The following is a 16,935-nucleotide window of genomic DNA, read 5'->3' on the forward strand; positions in this document are numbered from 1 at the left end:
GGGTAATTTTATTAATCAAGGAAGGATGTTAATTATGTTGATATCCTCCATAATATTTGACAGGGCTCCAACTCGGAATTACTTCAAGCTCAGGTTTTTTGAAATCCTGGAATTGGTCATCGGCATATACCACCTTTCCATCGACAATGGTTAGGTTAGATTTAAGGTTTTTAATATTATCTTCAGGGACATTGAAATAATCCTCATTAAGGATAATTAAGTCAGCAAAATAACCAGGCTTCAACATACCTTTTTCGTGACTTTGTTTAATCAGGTCATAGCCGCCTTTAGTCATTAGTTTTAATGCTAAATTCCTATCCAGTCGATTTTCTTTCTGCAGAACCTCAGTGTTACCGACAGTTTTTCCGGATACTAACCAATGGATTGCCAACCAAGGGTTGAAAGAAGATACTCGGGTAGCATCTGTCCCTAAACCAACAGGGATTCCCATTTCCAAGATTTTATGAATTGGCGGGGCTTCATTGGCGGCTTTCTTACCGTATCGACGAATAAAATTTTCACCTTGAAAGGACATTCTATTTTGGATTGCAATTCCACCGCCTAGGGCTTTTATCCTCTTTAGGTTTGCATCACTGACTGTTTCGGCATGGTCAATAAACCAAACCAGATCGCCCAATGGGTTTTCCTCATTGACAGCTTCGATTACATCGAGCATCCTACCAATGGTTTGGTCGTAAGTTGCGTGCAACCTGAAAGGCCATTTATTGTTGACCAATAATCGGATTACTGGCAATAATTGAGTTTCCATGGAATCTGGGAGTTCAGGGCGAGGGAAAAGGAAGTTTTCAAAGTCTCCTGCATCAGCCACAATATTTTCTCCCGCTCCGGCTACATAATAATCCTTAGGTGTTGCGGTTGCTTTGGGATGAATTCCTACATCAACCATGCCCACCCATTTGGTATAATCCTTAAGCTCTTGACCTTTCTTTTGTGCGAACAGGTAATGTGGGAGTCGAATGGTTATTTTTCCTTCTTCATTTAATTGATCGGTGATACCGTAATCATCAGGGTAATTTTGGAAACCACCACCCGCATCCATTACGGAAGTAATTCCCAATCTGTTCAACTCCGTCATATACAATAAGGAGGAGTTGATTTTTTCGGCATCAGAAAGTTCAGGAAGTTTAGCCAGGGTAGAGTAGAGAATAAAAGCATTTGGTTCGGCAAATAGCATTCCCGTAGGGTTTCCATGCTTATCACGTTCAATTAATCCACCTGGAGGATTTTCACTTTCCGAATTAAGTTTCAAGGCAGCAATTGCTGCTTTATTCAGATACACTTTCCCATATAAATAAAGCACGAAAGTAGGAACATCCCCAGTTGCAGCATTGATTTCTTCAAGTGTTGGGAATCGTTCTTCTTTGAATTGATATGGTGACCATCCACCTACTACTCGGACCCATTGTCCTTTTGGTGTTCTTTGGGCTTGTTCTTTTAGCATTTGTAGTGCTTTCTCGAGGCTGTTCACTCCGTCCCAGCGTAGTTCACTATTATAAAATCGTCCAGCGCGAATAACATGCGCATGAGAATCGAATAATCCCGGAACTACTGTTTTGCCTTTCGCATCGATAGACTTACTTTTCTTGCTGCGAAGTTTATTGATCTCTGTATTTGTTCCGATTGCAAGAATTTTGTTGCCTTTTAGAGCAATTGCTTCTGCAGTTGTATTGTTTTCATCCATTGCATGGACTTTAGCATTATAAATTATGATATCAGCATTTCCTTGAGCATGTAAATGATTAGAGGAAAGTGCAACTATGACAGCTAATAATGTAGTCAGGAAGGTATTCTTTAAGTTTCTCATGATCGATATTATTTTATGAACTAATTACTTACGGCTTTTTTCTGGAAGAAGAATGCGTAGTATGCAAGAACTAATAGAGCAGGAATCAATAAGACCACTAGTCCATATTTAGCGGATAAGATTGCACCAAGGATACATCCGATCAAAAAGCCTACGATTAATACAAGGACTCTCCAAAAGCTTGATTTGGTCTCTGCATTTTTCTCTTCGCCAGTAAATGCATGGCAGAAATCAAGGGTTGCTTTCGTAACATTTCCGGTCATCACTGTTGTCGGTCCAAATGTTGAATTCCCATAAAGTTTATTGACTGCATTTTGAATTCCCAAAGCGAACACCACAACAAGTACAATTGCGAAATTCACAAAGGATTCTACGGGGTAATCCTTCCCAACAAAGTAGGATAACAATGCAGATATGGCTAATATTACACCCATTACCAAGTACAAAGCTCTTTCATCCTTGATTTTATTGTTCAGGAATCCTGTACAATACACCGCGATAATAAAAACAGGGAAGGTGAGCAGAATACTAAAGTCAGCGAGCTGTGGATTATGGATCAATTTATTGGCAAATACCACAAAGTTTCCTGTCACATGGGCCGAGAAGACTTCATTTCCAGAGGTGAACGTTGCGGTATCTGCATATCCAGCGACGAATACCAGGAGGAAATTAGAGATGATTTTTGAAATGTTGTTTTCCATAATAATTAATGTAGAAAATTGTTTAAGATCCAGTAGTCCAGGGATTTGGTTCCAGGGCCTAATAATACAAGAAGCAATAGTGTCAAAGTGTACATATAGGGTACATCTCTTTCGACTACGCTATCCTTTCTATGGATTACGAAGTACCCAATTGCGGTAATCATTAAAGCTGGCAGGATAACCAATCGTGTACCAAGGCCTACTATTCCTAAGATTGGAAGATAAAGTGTCGCGAAAACAGAAATGAAATTATTTAGTTTTCGAGGTAATCCCAAAGGATTGGGGGTGTCGTGATGTGCATCCAGTTTTTTTAATCCATGGACACGGATAAGTTCAATCATCAGCAACACCCTAAAACCTAGGAATACCCAGTTGTTAAATTCTGATCCTAAATCAGAGTATAATATTTTGGATAATAGCTCTAACATGGATAAGTATTAAAATGAGAAACAAGAACAACCTAAAGTTCCCCAGAAAGAGGTGTAATTATTTACAGGAATATTGCTCATTCTTGCTACATTATGATTATGTCCATGGACGTTACAAGAACCTATACAAGCATGGATATATTGAGCTTGTGCCTGAGCCATTGCTCTTGCTTTCGCTGTATTTACATCTGAAGCATTTCTATTATAGCTTGATAATTCCAAGTTGTTAGAACCAGGGTAATATCCATTATAGCTTTTGGTTGGTGACCAATCTGGAAGAATTGGAAGAACCGGAGGAGCCTCATTTCTGAAATCCCCCTTCGCATATACGATCTTCCCACCCACGACTGTTAAGTCTGCTTCAATATCCTTGATTTGGTCCTCTTGAACATTAAAATAATCACGATCCAATACGACAAGATCTCCTAACTGACCTACTTTTATTTCCCCTTTTTTGCCTTGTTCATTGGAGAACCAAGATCCACCTTTGGTGTATAATTCTAGCGCGGTTTGACGATCAAGGACTGTAGAGTCAGAATAGATGCGTTGTCCACCGACGGTTTTACCTGCGGTCAACCAATATAATCCTATCCAAGGGTTGTAACTGGCAACCCGGGTTGCATCGGTACCTCCAGCAACAGGAACACCCATTTCCAACATTTTTTTGACTGGTGGCGTATGTTCAGTTGCTTCCTTACCATAGCGATCAGAGAAATATTCTCCTTGAAATGCCATTCTATGTTGAATTGCAATACCACCACCCAATGCCTTAACACGTTCGATGTTTTGTTCAGTAATAGTTTCTGCATGGTCAAAGATCCAATGTAAGCCATCAAAAGGAACTTCTTTGTTCACTTTTTCAAAGACATTTAAAAACCTATTGATGCTTTCGTTATAAGTAGCGTGTAAGCGGAATGGCCATCTGTTGGTCACCAATAATTTGACCACTTTTTCAAGTTCTTCTTCCATGGTATCAGGAAGATCCGGTCTTGGTTGTAGGAAGTCTTCAAAATCAGCTGCAGAATATACCAGCATTTCACCAGCACCATTATGTCTGTATTTATCATCACCTTGGAATAGTTTTACACTATCGATCCAGCCTTGGAAGTCTTGATATTCTTCTTTCGGCTTTTGAGTGAATAGGTTGTAAGCAATTCTTACGGTAAGTTCATCTTCATCCCTTAGGGTTTCAATGACTTTATAATCGTCAGGATAGTTTTGGGAACCCCCACCAGCGTCGATGACACTGGTAATTCCGAATCTGTTCAATTCACGCATAAAGTGTCTTGTAGAGTTCAAAGATTCCTCGAAGGTCAATTTAGGACCTTTACCTAGTGTAGCGTATAGGATTGTTGCATTCGGCGTTGCCAGGATTAACCCTGTAGGGTTTCCACTGGCATCTTTTTGAATTTCTCCACCTGGAGGGTTAGGCGTGTTTTTATCATATCCTACTGCACGCAAAGCTGCTGCATTCAAGAAAGCACGATCATAAAGGTGCAATATAAATACTGGGGTATCCGGTGCGATTGCATTAATTTCCTCTAGGGTTGGCATTCTTTTTTCAGCGAATTGTTGTTCTGTCCAGCCACCGACAACGCGCACCCATTGTGGGTTTGGTGTTCTGTCAACTTGCTCTTTTAACATTCTAAGGGCATCTGCCAATGAAGGGACACCATCCCAACGGAGTTCCAAGTTATAGTTTAATCCCCCGCGGATTAAGTGGGTATGAGAATCGTTAATTCCAGGGATAACAGTTTTTTGTTGCAAATCCACAAGTTTAGTCTTGTTGTCTGCGAAATCCATTACCTCTTTATCCGTACCAACGGCAATAAATTTATCATCTTTTATAGCCACTGCATTGGCTATTTGGTTTTCTTTATCTAAAGTATTAATCTTTCCGTTGTATAATATAATGTCTGCTTTCATGATTATTTATAATTAAAGTTTATACTTCTAAAATGAATATTGAATTCCCAATGCAGCGGAGAACAGATCCACAGCATCCGATTCTTTTAAGAATTGATCTGTTTTGAAGTAGGCAAAATCTCCCATAAGCACCAATTTTTCTTTGAGGTGATATTGGGGACTGATTTGAAATTGACTACCAATATTTTTAGATTTTTGATTCAAGCTATTGATCAAAGGATTTCCGCCGACATCGTATACAGCATCTTGGGTAGAGTTTCGCCAGAAATAGATGTATTCTAAGGAAACGCTTAAATCCTGAATTGGATTCAATTTGCTGTAAACATGTATGTTTGTTAAGTTTTTAGGTCCTATGATAGGGCTTAAACCGAAATATGCGCCTTTAGGGTAGGTCGGGTCAAAGGTGTTTATGATCTTATCGGTGGAGTCTTTATCCCCGGAGATATATTGAGCTTTGATTCCTAGGATGGGTTTCCATTTCCAATCATCGAATTTATAGGTAATATGTGCCGAAGCGGTTGATGATTTTATTCGATCTTCCGTTTTGGATTTTCCCCATTGGAGCAATGCTTCTAAGTCATAAGTGAAGTTTGAGTTACCTTCCCATACACGAAGCCCTAAAGAATGTTTCTTAGTTTCATAGGTATGTAGATTGATGACTTCCTTATTCCTTTTAATTCCTAGGTAGTAGATGTCCAAGTTTTGAATCAGGGGGACATTTTTCTTGACGGCATAAATGCCCCAAAGGATATTATTTTGATTTAGGAATTTATCATTAAAGAAGCCAGTTTTTGCTTGTACGTAGGTGGAAATGAAGGCGTCCAAAGTCAGGTCTTTCTGTTCAAATTTAACTTTTAACGCATCAAATGATTGCCTGTTATTAGGGCCTTCTCTTACGGATATAATTCTTTGAGAACCATATTGCAGTTCTTGACGACCAGCAATCACAGCGAGTTTAGTTTCCTTTCCTGTATTAAGCGTGTATTTGTAATAAGCTTGATGAAGGTCCAATACATTTTCATCGACCGGTGAGACTGGCTTAGGAATTCCATTCGCCAACCCACTTTGGAATTCGACTTTTATTTGATGATTATCTCCAAAATTAAGTGCAGCATTCCATAAGAATCGGGTCAATAAATAGTTGGAATTATTGTTTTTTTTCCAGTCTTGGTTATCGAAGTGAAAGTATTGCACGCGGATATCTCCTCCCTGTTTGAAACTTATTTTGTTAGTAGTAAGTGTGGAATCCTTTTGTTGAGAGAAACCAAAAACTGGTAATAATAAAATTATTAATAGCAAAGCTTTACTTATTATCATTCGCCAGTTTTTGGTTTTCTTTATCATCTTCTAATATTTAATAAGGCTAGAAGATTAATTGTTTTTGTTAAGCATATGTTTTGCATAATGAACACCAAGTCCATAAGAACCACCTCTTTGTTTAATAAGGTTGTTTACTGGTTCATAAGTTTCTTGGCGAGCCCAGTCTCTTTGAAGTTCAAGCACATATTGTACAGCCGTAATAGGAATTACACCAGCTTGTTGCATACGAATCATAGCCATGTTATGAGCCTCAGGTGTGATATCACCACATGCATCAGTAACTACATATACTTCATAGCCTTCATCAATTGCAGATAATGCTGGCATTGCAATACAAACGCTAGTCCATAAACCTGCCATTACAATTCTCTTTTTACCGGTTGCAACGATTGCATCATGTGCATTTTGGTCTTCCCAAGTGTTCATAGTTGTACGGTCGATATAAGGGTGTGAAGATTGAGGGTATACATCTTCGATTTCTGGGAATACAGGTCCTGAGAAGGTTTCTTCAGCAACCGTTGTAACGATTGTAGGCACATTGAAGATTTTAGATCCACCTGCAAGTAGAGCCACATGCGCTCTCAATTGCATCATAGGGATAGAAGAAGTAGCGAAAGCCATTTGTCCTTCATGATCAATTAACACTAAAGCATGATTGTCTGGTGTCAAAAGTGATTTTGCTGGGGTTGGATTTGTGGAAGTCATAATCTTTTAATTAAATAGTGAAAAAATAAATAGTTAAATAATAGTTGCTTTTTAAATTATTATCTCTGTATGTAAGTATATTTCAAAGGTATTTTATGAGGAGGGGTTATTCATTGATCTATGTTAATAAATTTAAAAAGAACATTTATTTGTTCAACCATTTAGTATAGAGTAAGTTTTAACAATTCTAAGGAAATTACTAACAGGGGGTAAAATGCGATTTCTAGCCTTTGAGGCTATATTTTATATGATTTTATAGTCGTTGATTTTTAATATAAAGGAAAAAATTGCTTTTACTCAGCTTTGATTTCTCGTGAATAGATAAAATAATATCGCATTTTGGGTGGAATTATTATCTCTAGAATTATGTTTTTCGACCAGAAGATAAATTTTTTTATAAAAAAAAGGATAACAGATGTGCCTTTTTGTGGAGATTTGAAAATTAATAATTTCCGTGATTTAAAAATGAACCAAAAATGAACTGTTTTTGTATTTTAGTGCAATTCATAGGAAATTTACTCTAATTAATGATTAAACCAGACCATATTGATGAAAGAGATTTGCTTGTACAATTGCAGCAAGGAGATCGTGTTGCTTTTGAGAAGCTTTATCATCAATATGCGCCCAAGCTAACGATAAAACTTCTTCAATTGGTAAAATCTGAGGATTTAGCTCAAGATCTATTACAGGACATATTTCTAAAAATTTGGCAAATGCGTGCTGACTTGAAGGAAGAACGTTCTTTTGCGGCTCTTCTTTATATGATGGCCACAAACCTTTCCCTTAATTCATATCGAACTGCAGTCAGAGAACAAAACCGAATAATGCAAATCAAGCCTGGAGAATCCTATTCTCATATCGAGGAGGATCTACAATTTGCAGAAACAAATAAGGTGTTTAATGATGCGCTTAGCACATTGACTGATAGACAAAGAGAAGTCTATATGATGCATAAGTTGGAAGGTAAGAGTTATAAGGAAATCAGCGATACTCTAAAAATAAGTCATTCAGCAATAAATCAACACTTGCAACTCGCTAATAAACAAATCAGACTTTATCTTCAAAATCATCTGCCCCATTTGTTGTTTTTTATTATTCCTTTTTTATCCAGTGATTATTTTAAGAGTTAATTTTGTATTTTATTGAATTGATTTTCAGGGTTTTATAAAATATTTGAAAATTTTTATTAAGATGAACTGTTAGTTTATGGATTGCTGGTGTACTTATTATATACACACTAACTTTTAATAAGACCCTTTTATAAATCCAGCATGGAAAAGAAGGTACATTATCGTATTTTATTTTACAAGTATATTCATGATACTTTGGATGAAGCAGAACTTGAGTTGTTAGCATCCATTATTGAGTCGGAGGAATATGAATCCGAACGAGAAGCCTGTTTCAAAGAATATTTCCAGTTATCCGAAGAGGAGGAGCCAAACCAAGCATTATTGGATAAATCTTTGCCAATAATTGATGAAACCTGGAAGCAATTATCCCTAAAACTCAACGAAGAAAATCACGTTTTAAGAATTCCCCAAAATAAATTTCAGAAGTATTTTAAATATGTGGCTGCAATTGTTCTACTATTAACCATTGGTTCAGTTTGGTATTATATGTTGAATAAAGGTAAAGAAAGACAAGAAGTACAAATTGTAGCAGAAGAAATTCTTCCGGGATCCAATCGGGCAACCTTATCCTTTGAAGGTGAAAGGTCCATTACACTAAGCGAAGCGCAAACTGGATTAATTGTTTCCGAAGATGGGATGAGTTATTCCGATGGAACAAGTCTTGTTAAATCTGATGCGGTAAAAATTGCGAAGGTGAGTACTCCGCGTTCTGGTCAGTATCAAGTTAAGTTGGCCGATGGAACGAAAGTGTGGTTGAATTCTGCGTCTTCTTTAGAATATCCAACTCAGTTTGTAGGACCAAACCGAAGAGTAAAGGTTAGTGGGGAAGCCTATTTGGAGGTTAGTAAAAATCCTGATCAGCCTTTTATTGTTGAAACAGGGGGGCAGGAGATCAAGGTTCTGGGGACTAGCTTTAATGTGAACACTTATGGGGATAAGGGTCGATACCTGACGACCTTAGTTGAAGGAAGTTTAGAGGTGAGTTCTACAAAGAGCAAAGAAAAAGTATTGATTAAACCCGGACAACAAGCGATTCTTTCCTCTGAAGGAAGTTTAAAGACGCGGGAAGTAGATATTGATGAGTATGCATCATGGAAAGATGGTATTTATGTGATTAATAATTTGACCCTGGAGGAGTTTGGAAACCAGATTGAGCGTTGGTATGATGTGGAGGTAGATATGGGGAAATTTAAGGATCGAAAATTATCTGCAACCATCCGCAGGGATGTCAAATTGAACGAAGTTTTAGAGGCAATTGAATTAAATACAAAAATTAAATTTAGTGTAAAGGATAGGAGAGTTTCAGCTTATCAATAGAAGAGATTCGAATGAGTTGAAATATCAACAAAGTCTGCCGAGGTGCTGAAGACACCTCTGGCAGATTTACCTGACCAAAATAGAGTTTAGCTAACTATTTTTTAAACCAGACAATACAAACTTAATAATAAGATGTGATTAAAGAGCTTTAATAGCATCTTGAAAATTTTTAATGGGTGTATTGTTCATTTATGATTTCACAATGAGCAATAAAAAGCGTGTTTTTTTATTAAAAATGAAACTAACTTTCTTTTTGTTTTTATTTTCCATGTTTGGCGCAATGGCTAATTCCAATGCTCAGAAAATTAACCTAGATCTTAAGGGAGCTACATTAAAAAAGGCTTTTTTAGAGATTACTAAGCAGACGGGGTTTATTTTTATTTATGAGGAGGGGTCCATTAATCCTAATTGGAAAGTCAATCTAAAAGTTTCTAATCAGGAGCTGCAAGAAGTTATGCCGCAATTATTGGAGGATAGACCTTTACAATATAAGCGAAGTGGAAAGTCCATATCAATTTCCATGAAGCCAATTTCAAAAAATGTAACTTCTCCAATTAAGGAAAGTTCCGAATCGAATGCTCAAGAAACTATTGGAGGCCAGGTGCTGAATGAAAAAGGAGAGAAGTTGGCTGGAGCTACCATCAAAAATCTTCGTACAGGCAAAAGCTATTCGACGGATGCTCAGGGAAGTTTTAGTATGGATGAGGTCCGGACAAATGATATGTTAGAAATCAGCTATTTGGGCTATGAAAAGGGGCAAGTAAAGGTTGATGAAAAACAGTTCTATAATATCCAATTGAACCCCAAGCCAGAAAGTATAGGTGAGGTTACTGTTGTCAATACAGGTTTTCAAACGATTTCAAAGGAACGCTCTACAGGTTCTTATGGGACTGTTTCGAAAGCACAACTTGAGAAACCGGCAACTGATATTTCGCAACGGTTAGTAGGTACTATTGCTGGTGTTCAAGCACGCTCTATCGACGATAAAGGAAATCCGAAGTTTGAAATCCGAGGACAATCGAGTTTATTGGCTAATGCATCGCCATTGGTTGTTGTAGATGGGTTTCCTATACAAGGAGACTTTGCTTCAATCAATCCCAATGATGTGGAATCAGTAACTGTGTTGAAGGATGCAGCAGCAGGTTCAGTTTGGGGTGCTCGATCAGCAAATGGGGTTATCGTCGTTACGACGAAGAATGCCAGTAAGAATTCGCCTTTAAAGGTGGATTTAAATGTGTTCACCAAAATTTCTCCGAAAATGGATTTGGATTATGTACGTCCATTGGCGTCGTCTTCAGAAACGGTAGATTATGAGATGAAAGCCTACGAAAATTGGAGAGCCCTACCTGATCCCATTTCATTTTTTGATGTTGGTTACGATTGGAGTACAGCCTCCATTTTGATGAATGAAGCAAATTATGGATTTATTTCAAAAGCTGAGCGAGATGCCCAGCTGGCGAATTTGAAAACCTTGGACAATAAGAAACAAATTTCAGATTATCTATTGGCGAATCCAGCTGCTACTCAATATAATTTATCCATCTCAGGTGGGTCAGAAAGGATGACAAATTATTTGTCTTTCATGCATCAAAGTAATCAATCCAATTTTAAAGAAACAGACTCTAAGAAATACCTTATCAATTTTAGAAATAATTCAAGTATTACCAAATGGTTGGATGTAACCTTGGGGGCGAATTATCTATATAATAAAGATAATAATAGCGGAGTAACCCTGGCAGACCTGAACAGTTGGTCCCCATATGATATGTTAAAGAATCCGGATGGATCCTTTACCAATATTCATAGATATTATACGCCTATATTAGATAGGGATGTTCCTACTGCATCTTTTCCCTATTCGGATTGGACCTACAATCCGATTTTAGAAATTGCAAACAGAAAGCTTAGCGTAGACCAGAGTCAGGCAAGATTTCAGGGAGCATTGAATTTCAAACTATTGAATGGCTTAACAGCGGAATTGAGGGGGCAATATGAATATGGTAACTATAATACTCAAGATTTATACAATGAGAACAGCTTTGAAGTTAGAAAAACTGTCAATGAGTCGACGACATGGGATTCCTCCGTTGATCCAAATGTATTTATTGCAAATCTTCCATTAGGAGGTATCTTAAAGCAAAAACGAGTTCGTACAGATTTATATAATGTAAGGGGTCAACTAAGGTATAATCGAGAATTTGGAGTTGATCATGAACTGGATGCTCTTGCGGGAATGGAATTTCAGAGTTTGGTTGGTCAAACTTTTGAGAATCCACCGGCCTATGGATACAATGAAGAGACCTTGGCTGTTGGTACTTTTCCAAATGGCCCTGGAGGACCCAAGAGCCCAATTTATGATTACATGGGGCAAGAGATTACTTTCCCTTACCTAAATACCTTCGGATATACTACGCAACGTTTATTTTCAGCCTATGGAAATGCAGCATATACCTATAAACAAAAGTATGTTTTAAGCGGTAGCTATCGTTTTGATGCATCCAATTTAATCACAGATAATCCTCGGTATAGGTATGCACCATTCTTTTCCATTGGAGGGATGTGGCATGCTCATAAAGAAGGGTTTATGGAAAATATTGATTGGGTAGATCGCTTGTCAGCTCGCATAACCTATGGTAAATTAGGGAATTATGATCCTTCCACTACCTTTAGGCCATTGATTACACCGAGTCAATCTCCGGACCTTTATATCAATGGATTAATTGCAGGTTTTGCAAGTTATGGAAATCCAACTTTGAGATGGGAGCAAACCAGCAATTGGGATTTGGGAGTAGACTTTTCATTATTTGATCATAAATTATTTGGTAAGGTGGACTTTTATAAGAAAAACGGAACAGATTTATTAGCAGAGCTATCGATTCCATCAATTCATGGAACTTTCATGCAGAAACTCAACAATGCTGCCATGGTCAATAAAGGAGTTGAAGTTGAATTGGGGACTTCACAAAATTTAAGTTCCGATATACAATGGACGGGGAATCTGAATTTCTCTTATAATAAAAATGAGATCACAGACTTGTTTGTTGTTAACTATAATGCATTCCAAATGCCATTAGGAGGTACAGCAGCCTATGTCAAGGGTTATGATGCAAATACAGCATGGAGGTGGGTGTATTCGGGAATTGAAAATAATCAACCGACCAAAATAGGTCCTGAAGGTCAGCCATTCCCGCTTTCTGCATTTCCCGAAGGTGATCCATTAACCTATTTAAAAAATATGGGAACTATGGTTGCCCCTTATACATTAGGTTTCATGAACTCCTTCAAATACAAGGATTTCAACTTTTCATTTATTGTCACCGGGAAATTCGGGCACGTCTTTCAGACCTTAGGTTTTAATTATCCACCGAATTGGGTTTCCAGAGTATTGCCGAATGCTAAGTTGACAGATGTCAATACTGGCGATCCTTCGAAGATAGTTCCATTACCATTAAATAAGGATGATTCAGAGTATTATATCTGGGAATATTTCACTGGATCAATGGATTATTTGATTCAATCAGCGTCGCATGTTCGACTTCAAGAGGTTAATTTGAGTTATACATTCCCAAGTTCTATTTCAAATAAAATAGGATTGAATAATGTGTTATTGTATGCCCAAGGGAATAATCTATTTAGTGTTTATTCCAATAAAGCGGGTGAGGATCCTGAATATCCGATGGGAAGTTTGAGGCTTATGCCAAGCTATACCTTTGGATTGAAGTTCGACTTTTAAAATTTTGAAAAATGAAAAAAAGAATATTTTCCATCATTATATTAACCTCGATATTATTAGGTTCCTGTAGTAAGATCGATGATTTTCTAGATGTTCCACCGAGTAAAACTTCGGAGTTGGAAATCAAGACTTTTGATCAGCTCAATCAGCTCTTGAATAATTATTCAGCTGTTTTTTCAGAAGAGGTGAATCAAACTGCAGCTTTTAGTTCAGATGATTATTATTTAAGCTCTGCTATGTATGATGCTGACCCTTCCGTGTTTGCAATTAGTCGGGTTAAATATGCCTTATGGGACAGCAAATTTTTAACAACGAACATTGGCGATGATTTTTGGGGGAATGAGTATAAAAAAATATTTTATGCGAATACTGTTCTCACCTATCTAGATCAAGTGTCTGGAGGAACAATAGAGCAGAAAAATAATTTAAAAGCAGAGGCTCATTTTATCAGAGCCTATAGCAATTGGGTATTGGTGAATACTTATTGTCTACCATATACTGAAGCCAATAAGAATGAGCCAGGATTGCCAATTAAACAAACCATCAGTTTTGAAGAAAATGCGCAAAGACAGTCTTTGGCAACCACTTATCAACAGATTGAAAGCGACCTTACTGAGGCATTAAAGATTAGTACGCCTTTGGTTCAAAGTGGTCGTTCAGTACATTGGAGAGCCAATAAAACGGCTGTCAATGCATTTGCAGCTAGATATTGGTTAAATAGAAATGACTACAATAAGGCTTTGCAATTTGCAAATGAGGCATTAGCTGGATACAGTACTTTAGTTGATTATAATACTCAAATGCGTTATGGTATTCCAAAGACAGTGACCCTGGATGCAGGAACTGCAAGTCAGAAGAATTTCACAATCCAGTTTCCATATACGCATAATAATCAAGTGGAATATACGGATATGATAGGCTGGAAGGAGTTTTTATATTTTCGAATGCTTGCAAATGACTCGTATTGGTACATTCCAAGTCCTGAATTGTTGAATTTATATGATAAGGAACATGATTTACGCTATAAATATAATGTTGTAGAAGGTTATTCCTATGATCGTGGAATGATCAAACCTTCTTATAATTATCCTGGATATGTATTTTTTTATAAAAACAGAATTCCTTCAGGACCAACAGTGGCAGAGGTATTATTAACCAAAGCTGAGGCTCAGGCACATTTGGGAAATGCAGCAGCCTCAATGCAAACATTGAATTCCTTGCGGGCTAAAAGAATGGTTGCAGGAGCTTGGGTAAATTTGTCGGCAGCCAATAAGGAAGATGCGATAAAAAAGGTTTCCGAAGAGCGAAGGAGAGAAATGCCATTTTCGCAAAGATGGTTTGATGTTCGTCGATATAATCATAATGAGATTGCTACGGATGATATTCAGTTGAAGCGATCATTTTATCCTTTTAATAATTCCATTGTTTTAGACGACCAGAAAGTTCAGAACTATACCTTGGAAAAAGGGTCTAGACGTTGGGCAGCACCTATTCCTGTTTCGGATATTGAAGCAAGTAATGGCGTTATAGAACAGAATAAATACTAAGAATAATATAGCTATGATAAATAATTCCTTAAAAATATTAGCATTATTTCTACTTGTTTTAGTTCATATTCCAAGGGTTTATTCTCAAAGTACAGAAGAGTTTTTGCTATCGGCGAAAGAAATGGCAGAATTGAGGGCTGCGGTTATGGCAAATCCTGATAGCATGGATTTGAATGAGGAATATTTGGCGGGTTTTGCCAATCCAGAACAAGCGGAAAAGGAATATGCTAAAATTATTGCCAAGCATCCTAAGTCAGCAACCTTACAGATAGCCATTGCCAATAAGTTAGGGGATTTTAGTCCCAAAAGACAGAAATATCTATTAAAAGCTGCGGAGATAGACCCTTCAAATATTGAAAATTGGGAAAACCTTGCTACTGATGCGGCTTTTAAAGGGAATCAGGAAGATGAAATCAACTATATTGAGCAAGCAATGAAAGCCAGCCCTGATAATTTGGATTTAAAAGTAAGATATGTATTCTTATTTTCTCATAACCCAAGTGAATTTAGTGCAAAGGCTAATGCTTTTATTGAACAATATCCGAAATCAGAACAGGCATTGTTGATTTTCAACATTGCAGGATTAGAATTGGAAAACAATGAAGAGAAAATTAGGTTAGGAGAAAGGATGCTGACCTTATTTCCAGATGAGGAAAGTATGGTTTTTCTTGTAGCTGTAACCCGATTGGTGAATATTTATATAATGGAGGGACAATATGATCAAGCAATTGAAGTTGCCACAAAGTATAAAGATAAGGGCGAAGCTGATTTTGGTCTTGGAAAAAATCTTAAATTGGCGCAGGACCTAAAGATATATGAGGCAAAAATGCGTGCCGGCAAGTATGCTGAGGCCAAAGAGCAAATCATTAATCTTCAATACAGAACTTTGAACGGCAATGATTTAGGTAGTTTACTGATGCTGAATAAAGCATTAGCTTTAGATGCGAATAAGGAAACTCAAGCTGCATATGATAGTTTGATTATTATCCAATCAACCAAACCTTCACTTGTAGTTCAAGAAGCCATCTTTGCTTATGGAAAGAAACTAGGCAAAACCGAGACTGATGTAAAAGGAGATGTTTATCAACTTGCCATTTCAAACTCCAAAGAAGCACTTCCTTTTTCAATAGATTCTTTTGATTCAGAGCAAAAAGTTACCCTAGATGATTTAAAGGGTAAAGTTACCTTACTGACCTTTTGGTATCCAGCATGTGGACCATGTAGAGGCGAGATGCCACATTTTGAAAATGCGATTAAAGGTATAGATCGGAATAAATTCCAATACCTTGGAGTCAATATTTATCGGGAACAAGATCATCTTGTCCAACCCTTTATTGAAAACACCGGATTTACCTTTAAACCTTTAGGTGCTTCAAAGGAGATAAAGAAAGACTATAAGATCTATGCTGCACCCACCAATATCATAGTTGATCAGGAAGGAAGAATTGTCTATTCTGATTTTATGGTGGATTCAGATAATGAACAAATGCTAACCTTGATGCTTGAATCATTAATTAAATAATTCGAAGATTTAGAGACCTACCTTACCTTGAGCCCAATAAGGGTAGGTCTGCATCTGCTTCTTTGAATAGCCATTTGAAATAAGATCTTTTTGAATTTTTTGGATGGAACTGGCATTTCCAGTCAGGTAAAATTCCATTTCGGATTGAATAGGTCTTTGATTGAGTAACCATTCTTTAAAAGAGCTTTGTTCAATGCTTGCTGTGCTGGAATCAAGAACCACTATGTTTTCAAAATCTATTCGGATATGATCAAGCCAATCCAAATGATTGGGTTTAATTTCAATTATGCAACAACAAGGTTTACCTTGTTTTTTTGCTTCCTGATAGATGTTCTGCATTAGACCTAAGGAAGTTTCATCACCAAAAACAACATGACTGCTTGCAGAATAATTAAAGTTCATTTTTCTACTTGGTCCCATTATTTTTAATTCATCATCCAAAGCCAGATTATCAGCCCAAATACTGCCAGGTCCTTTTCCATTGATATAGAAGTATACATCACAGATTCCTTTTTTCAGATCGAAGTAACTTGGTGTATAATGTCTGAATTGTTGATCATTGATTCGAAATTCAATAACATTTCCTGGGATAAAATCTTTTTTTATGCCAGAGAAATCACCTTTAAAGCGGATGTATTTAAGGGATGGATTTATGTATTTAATTTCTGTAATTTTTGCGGAGTGAAAAGATCCTTTAAAAAGGGACTCCATGGCATCAGCCATCCATTTTGGTACTTGAGGCATTTTAAATCTTTGTTGTAAATAAAATTTCTTTTAAGAT

Annotated in this window: 12 protein-coding genes; 5 read left to right on the plus strand and 7 right to left on the minus strand. The window is 37.1% G+C overall.

Annotated features, from left to right (window positions below; genetic code table 11):
- Positions 1-28: 28 nt before the first annotated feature.
- The 6 genes from ACF3OC_RS07735 to ACF3OC_RS07760 are packed head-to-tail and all read right to left on the minus strand — an operon-like array spanning position 29 to position 6,905.
- Positions 29-1,825, minus strand: coding sequence for an amidohydrolase (locus ACF3OC_RS07735; RefSeq protein WP_392471252.1), 1,797 nt, complete (start codon positions 1,823-1,825; stop codon positions 29-31).
- A 20-nt stretch (positions 1,826-1,845) separates the two neighbouring features.
- The gene (locus tag ACF3OC_RS07740; RefSeq protein ID WP_094281506.1) at positions 1,846-2,526 is read right to left on the minus strand and encodes a YoaK family protein; all 681 of its coding nucleotides are present in this window, start codon (positions 2,524-2,526) and stop codon (positions 1,846-1,848) included.
- Positions 2,527-2,531: 5 nt separating this feature from the next.
- The gene (locus ACF3OC_RS07745) at positions 2,532-2,954 is read right to left on the minus strand and encodes a DoxX family protein (RefSeq protein ID WP_094281508.1); all 423 of its coding nucleotides are present in this window, start codon (positions 2,952-2,954) and stop codon (positions 2,532-2,534) included.
- Between the two features lie 9 nt (positions 2,955-2,963).
- On the minus strand, positions 2,964-4,880 hold the full coding sequence (locus tag ACF3OC_RS07750) for an amidohydrolase (RefSeq protein ID WP_179221504.1): 1,917 nt from the start codon (positions 4,878-4,880) through the stop codon (positions 2,964-2,966).
- Positions 4,881-4,907: 27 nt separating this feature from the next.
- Positions 4,908-6,224, minus strand: coding sequence for an alginate export family protein (locus ACF3OC_RS07755; protein WP_094281512.1), 1,317 nt, complete (start codon positions 6,222-6,224; stop codon positions 4,908-4,910).
- Positions 6,225-6,251: 27 nt separating this feature from the next.
- Positions 6,252-6,905 (minus strand): hydrolase, encoded by a 654-nt coding sequence (locus tag ACF3OC_RS07760; protein WP_094281514.1) that lies wholly within the window; start codon positions 6,903-6,905, stop codon positions 6,252-6,254.
- A 527-nt stretch (positions 6,906-7,432) separates the two neighbouring features.
- Between ACF3OC_RS07760 and ACF3OC_RS07765 the strand changes: the two genes are divergently transcribed.
- The 5 genes from ACF3OC_RS07765 to ACF3OC_RS07785 all read left to right on the plus strand — a co-directional run bounded on the left by ACF3OC_RS07765 (position 7,433) and on the right by ACF3OC_RS07785 (position 16,154).
- On the plus strand, positions 7,433-8,035 hold the full coding sequence (locus tag ACF3OC_RS07765) for an RNA polymerase sigma factor (RefSeq protein ID WP_094281516.1): 603 nt from the start codon (positions 7,433-7,435) through the stop codon (positions 8,033-8,035).
- A gap of 141 nt (positions 8,036-8,176) precedes the next feature.
- Positions 8,177-9,352 carry a FecR family protein gene (locus ACF3OC_RS07770; protein WP_094281518.1) on the plus strand — a complete coding sequence of 392 codons (1,176 nt, stop codon included), beginning with the start codon at positions 8,177-8,179 and terminating at the stop codon, positions 9,350-9,352.
- A gap of 235 nt (positions 9,353-9,587) precedes the next feature.
- On the plus strand, positions 9,588-13,085 hold the full coding sequence (locus ACF3OC_RS07775; protein WP_179221505.1) for a SusC/RagA family TonB-linked outer membrane protein: 3,498 nt from the start codon (positions 9,588-9,590) through the stop codon (positions 13,083-13,085).
- An 11-nt stretch (positions 13,086-13,096) separates the two neighbouring features.
- Complete coding sequence (locus ACF3OC_RS07780; protein WP_094281522.1) at positions 13,097-14,632, plus strand: RagB/SusD family nutrient uptake outer membrane protein; 1,536 nt, start codon at positions 13,097-13,099, stop codon at positions 14,630-14,632.
- A 13-nt stretch (positions 14,633-14,645) separates the two neighbouring features.
- Positions 14,646-16,154 carry a redoxin domain-containing protein gene (locus ACF3OC_RS07785; RefSeq protein ID WP_094281524.1) on the plus strand — a complete coding sequence of 503 codons (1,509 nt, stop codon included), beginning with the start codon at positions 14,646-14,648 and terminating at the stop codon, positions 16,152-16,154.
- A gap of 9 nt (positions 16,155-16,163) precedes the next feature.
- Here the strand turns inward: ACF3OC_RS07785 and ACF3OC_RS07790 are convergent, their stop codons facing one another.
- Positions 16,164-16,898: a siderophore-interacting protein gene (locus tag ACF3OC_RS07790; protein WP_094281526.1), complete on the minus strand. Its 735-nt coding sequence runs from the start codon at positions 16,896-16,898 to the stop codon at positions 16,164-16,166.
- Positions 16,899-16,935 lie beyond the last annotated feature (37 nt).

Origin of the sequence: Sphingobacterium cellulitidis, from assembly GCF_043187465.1 — a bacterium.
GTDB lineage: Bacteria > Bacteroidota > Bacteroidia > Sphingobacteriales > Sphingobacteriaceae > Sphingobacterium > Sphingobacterium cellulitidis.

Coding starts and splice junctions, on each gene's coding strand:
- ACF3OC_RS07735 (WP_392471252.1), bottom strand. CDS start 1,825: ATGAGAAACTTAAAGAATACCTTCCTGACTACATTATTAGCTGTCATA.
- ACF3OC_RS07740 (WP_094281506.1), bottom strand. CDS start 2,526: ATGGAAAACAACATTTCAAAAATCATCTCTAATTTCCTCCTGGTATTC.
- ACF3OC_RS07745 (WP_094281508.1), bottom strand. CDS start 2,954: ATGTTAGAGCTATTATCCAAAATATTATACTCTGATTTAGGATCAGAA.
- ACF3OC_RS07750 (WP_179221504.1), bottom strand. CDS start 4,880: ATGAAAGCAGACATTATATTATACAACGGAAAGATTAATACTTTAGAT.
- ACF3OC_RS07755 (WP_094281512.1), bottom strand. CDS start 6,224: ATGATAAAGAAAACCAAAAACTGGCGAATGATAATAAGTAAAGCTTTG.
- ACF3OC_RS07760 (WP_094281514.1), bottom strand. CDS start 6,905: ATGACTTCCACAAATCCAACCCCAGCAAAATCACTTTTGACACCAGAC.
- ACF3OC_RS07765 (WP_094281516.1), top strand. CDS start 7,433: ATGATTAAACCAGACCATATTGATGAAAGAGATTTGCTTGTACAATTG.
- ACF3OC_RS07770 (WP_094281518.1), top strand. CDS start 8,177: ATGGAAAAGAAGGTACATTATCGTATTTTATTTTACAAGTATATTCAT.
- ACF3OC_RS07775 (WP_179221505.1), top strand. CDS start 9,588: ATGAAACTAACTTTCTTTTTGTTTTTATTTTCCATGTTTGGCGCAATG.
- ACF3OC_RS07780 (WP_094281522.1), top strand. CDS start 13,097: ATGAAAAAAAGAATATTTTCCATCATTATATTAACCTCGATATTATTA.
- ACF3OC_RS07785 (WP_094281524.1), top strand. CDS start 14,646: ATGATAAATAATTCCTTAAAAATATTAGCATTATTTCTACTTGTTTTA.
- ACF3OC_RS07790 (WP_094281526.1), bottom strand. CDS start 16,898: ATGCCTCAAGTACCAAAATGGATGGCTGATGCCATGGAGTCCCTTTTT.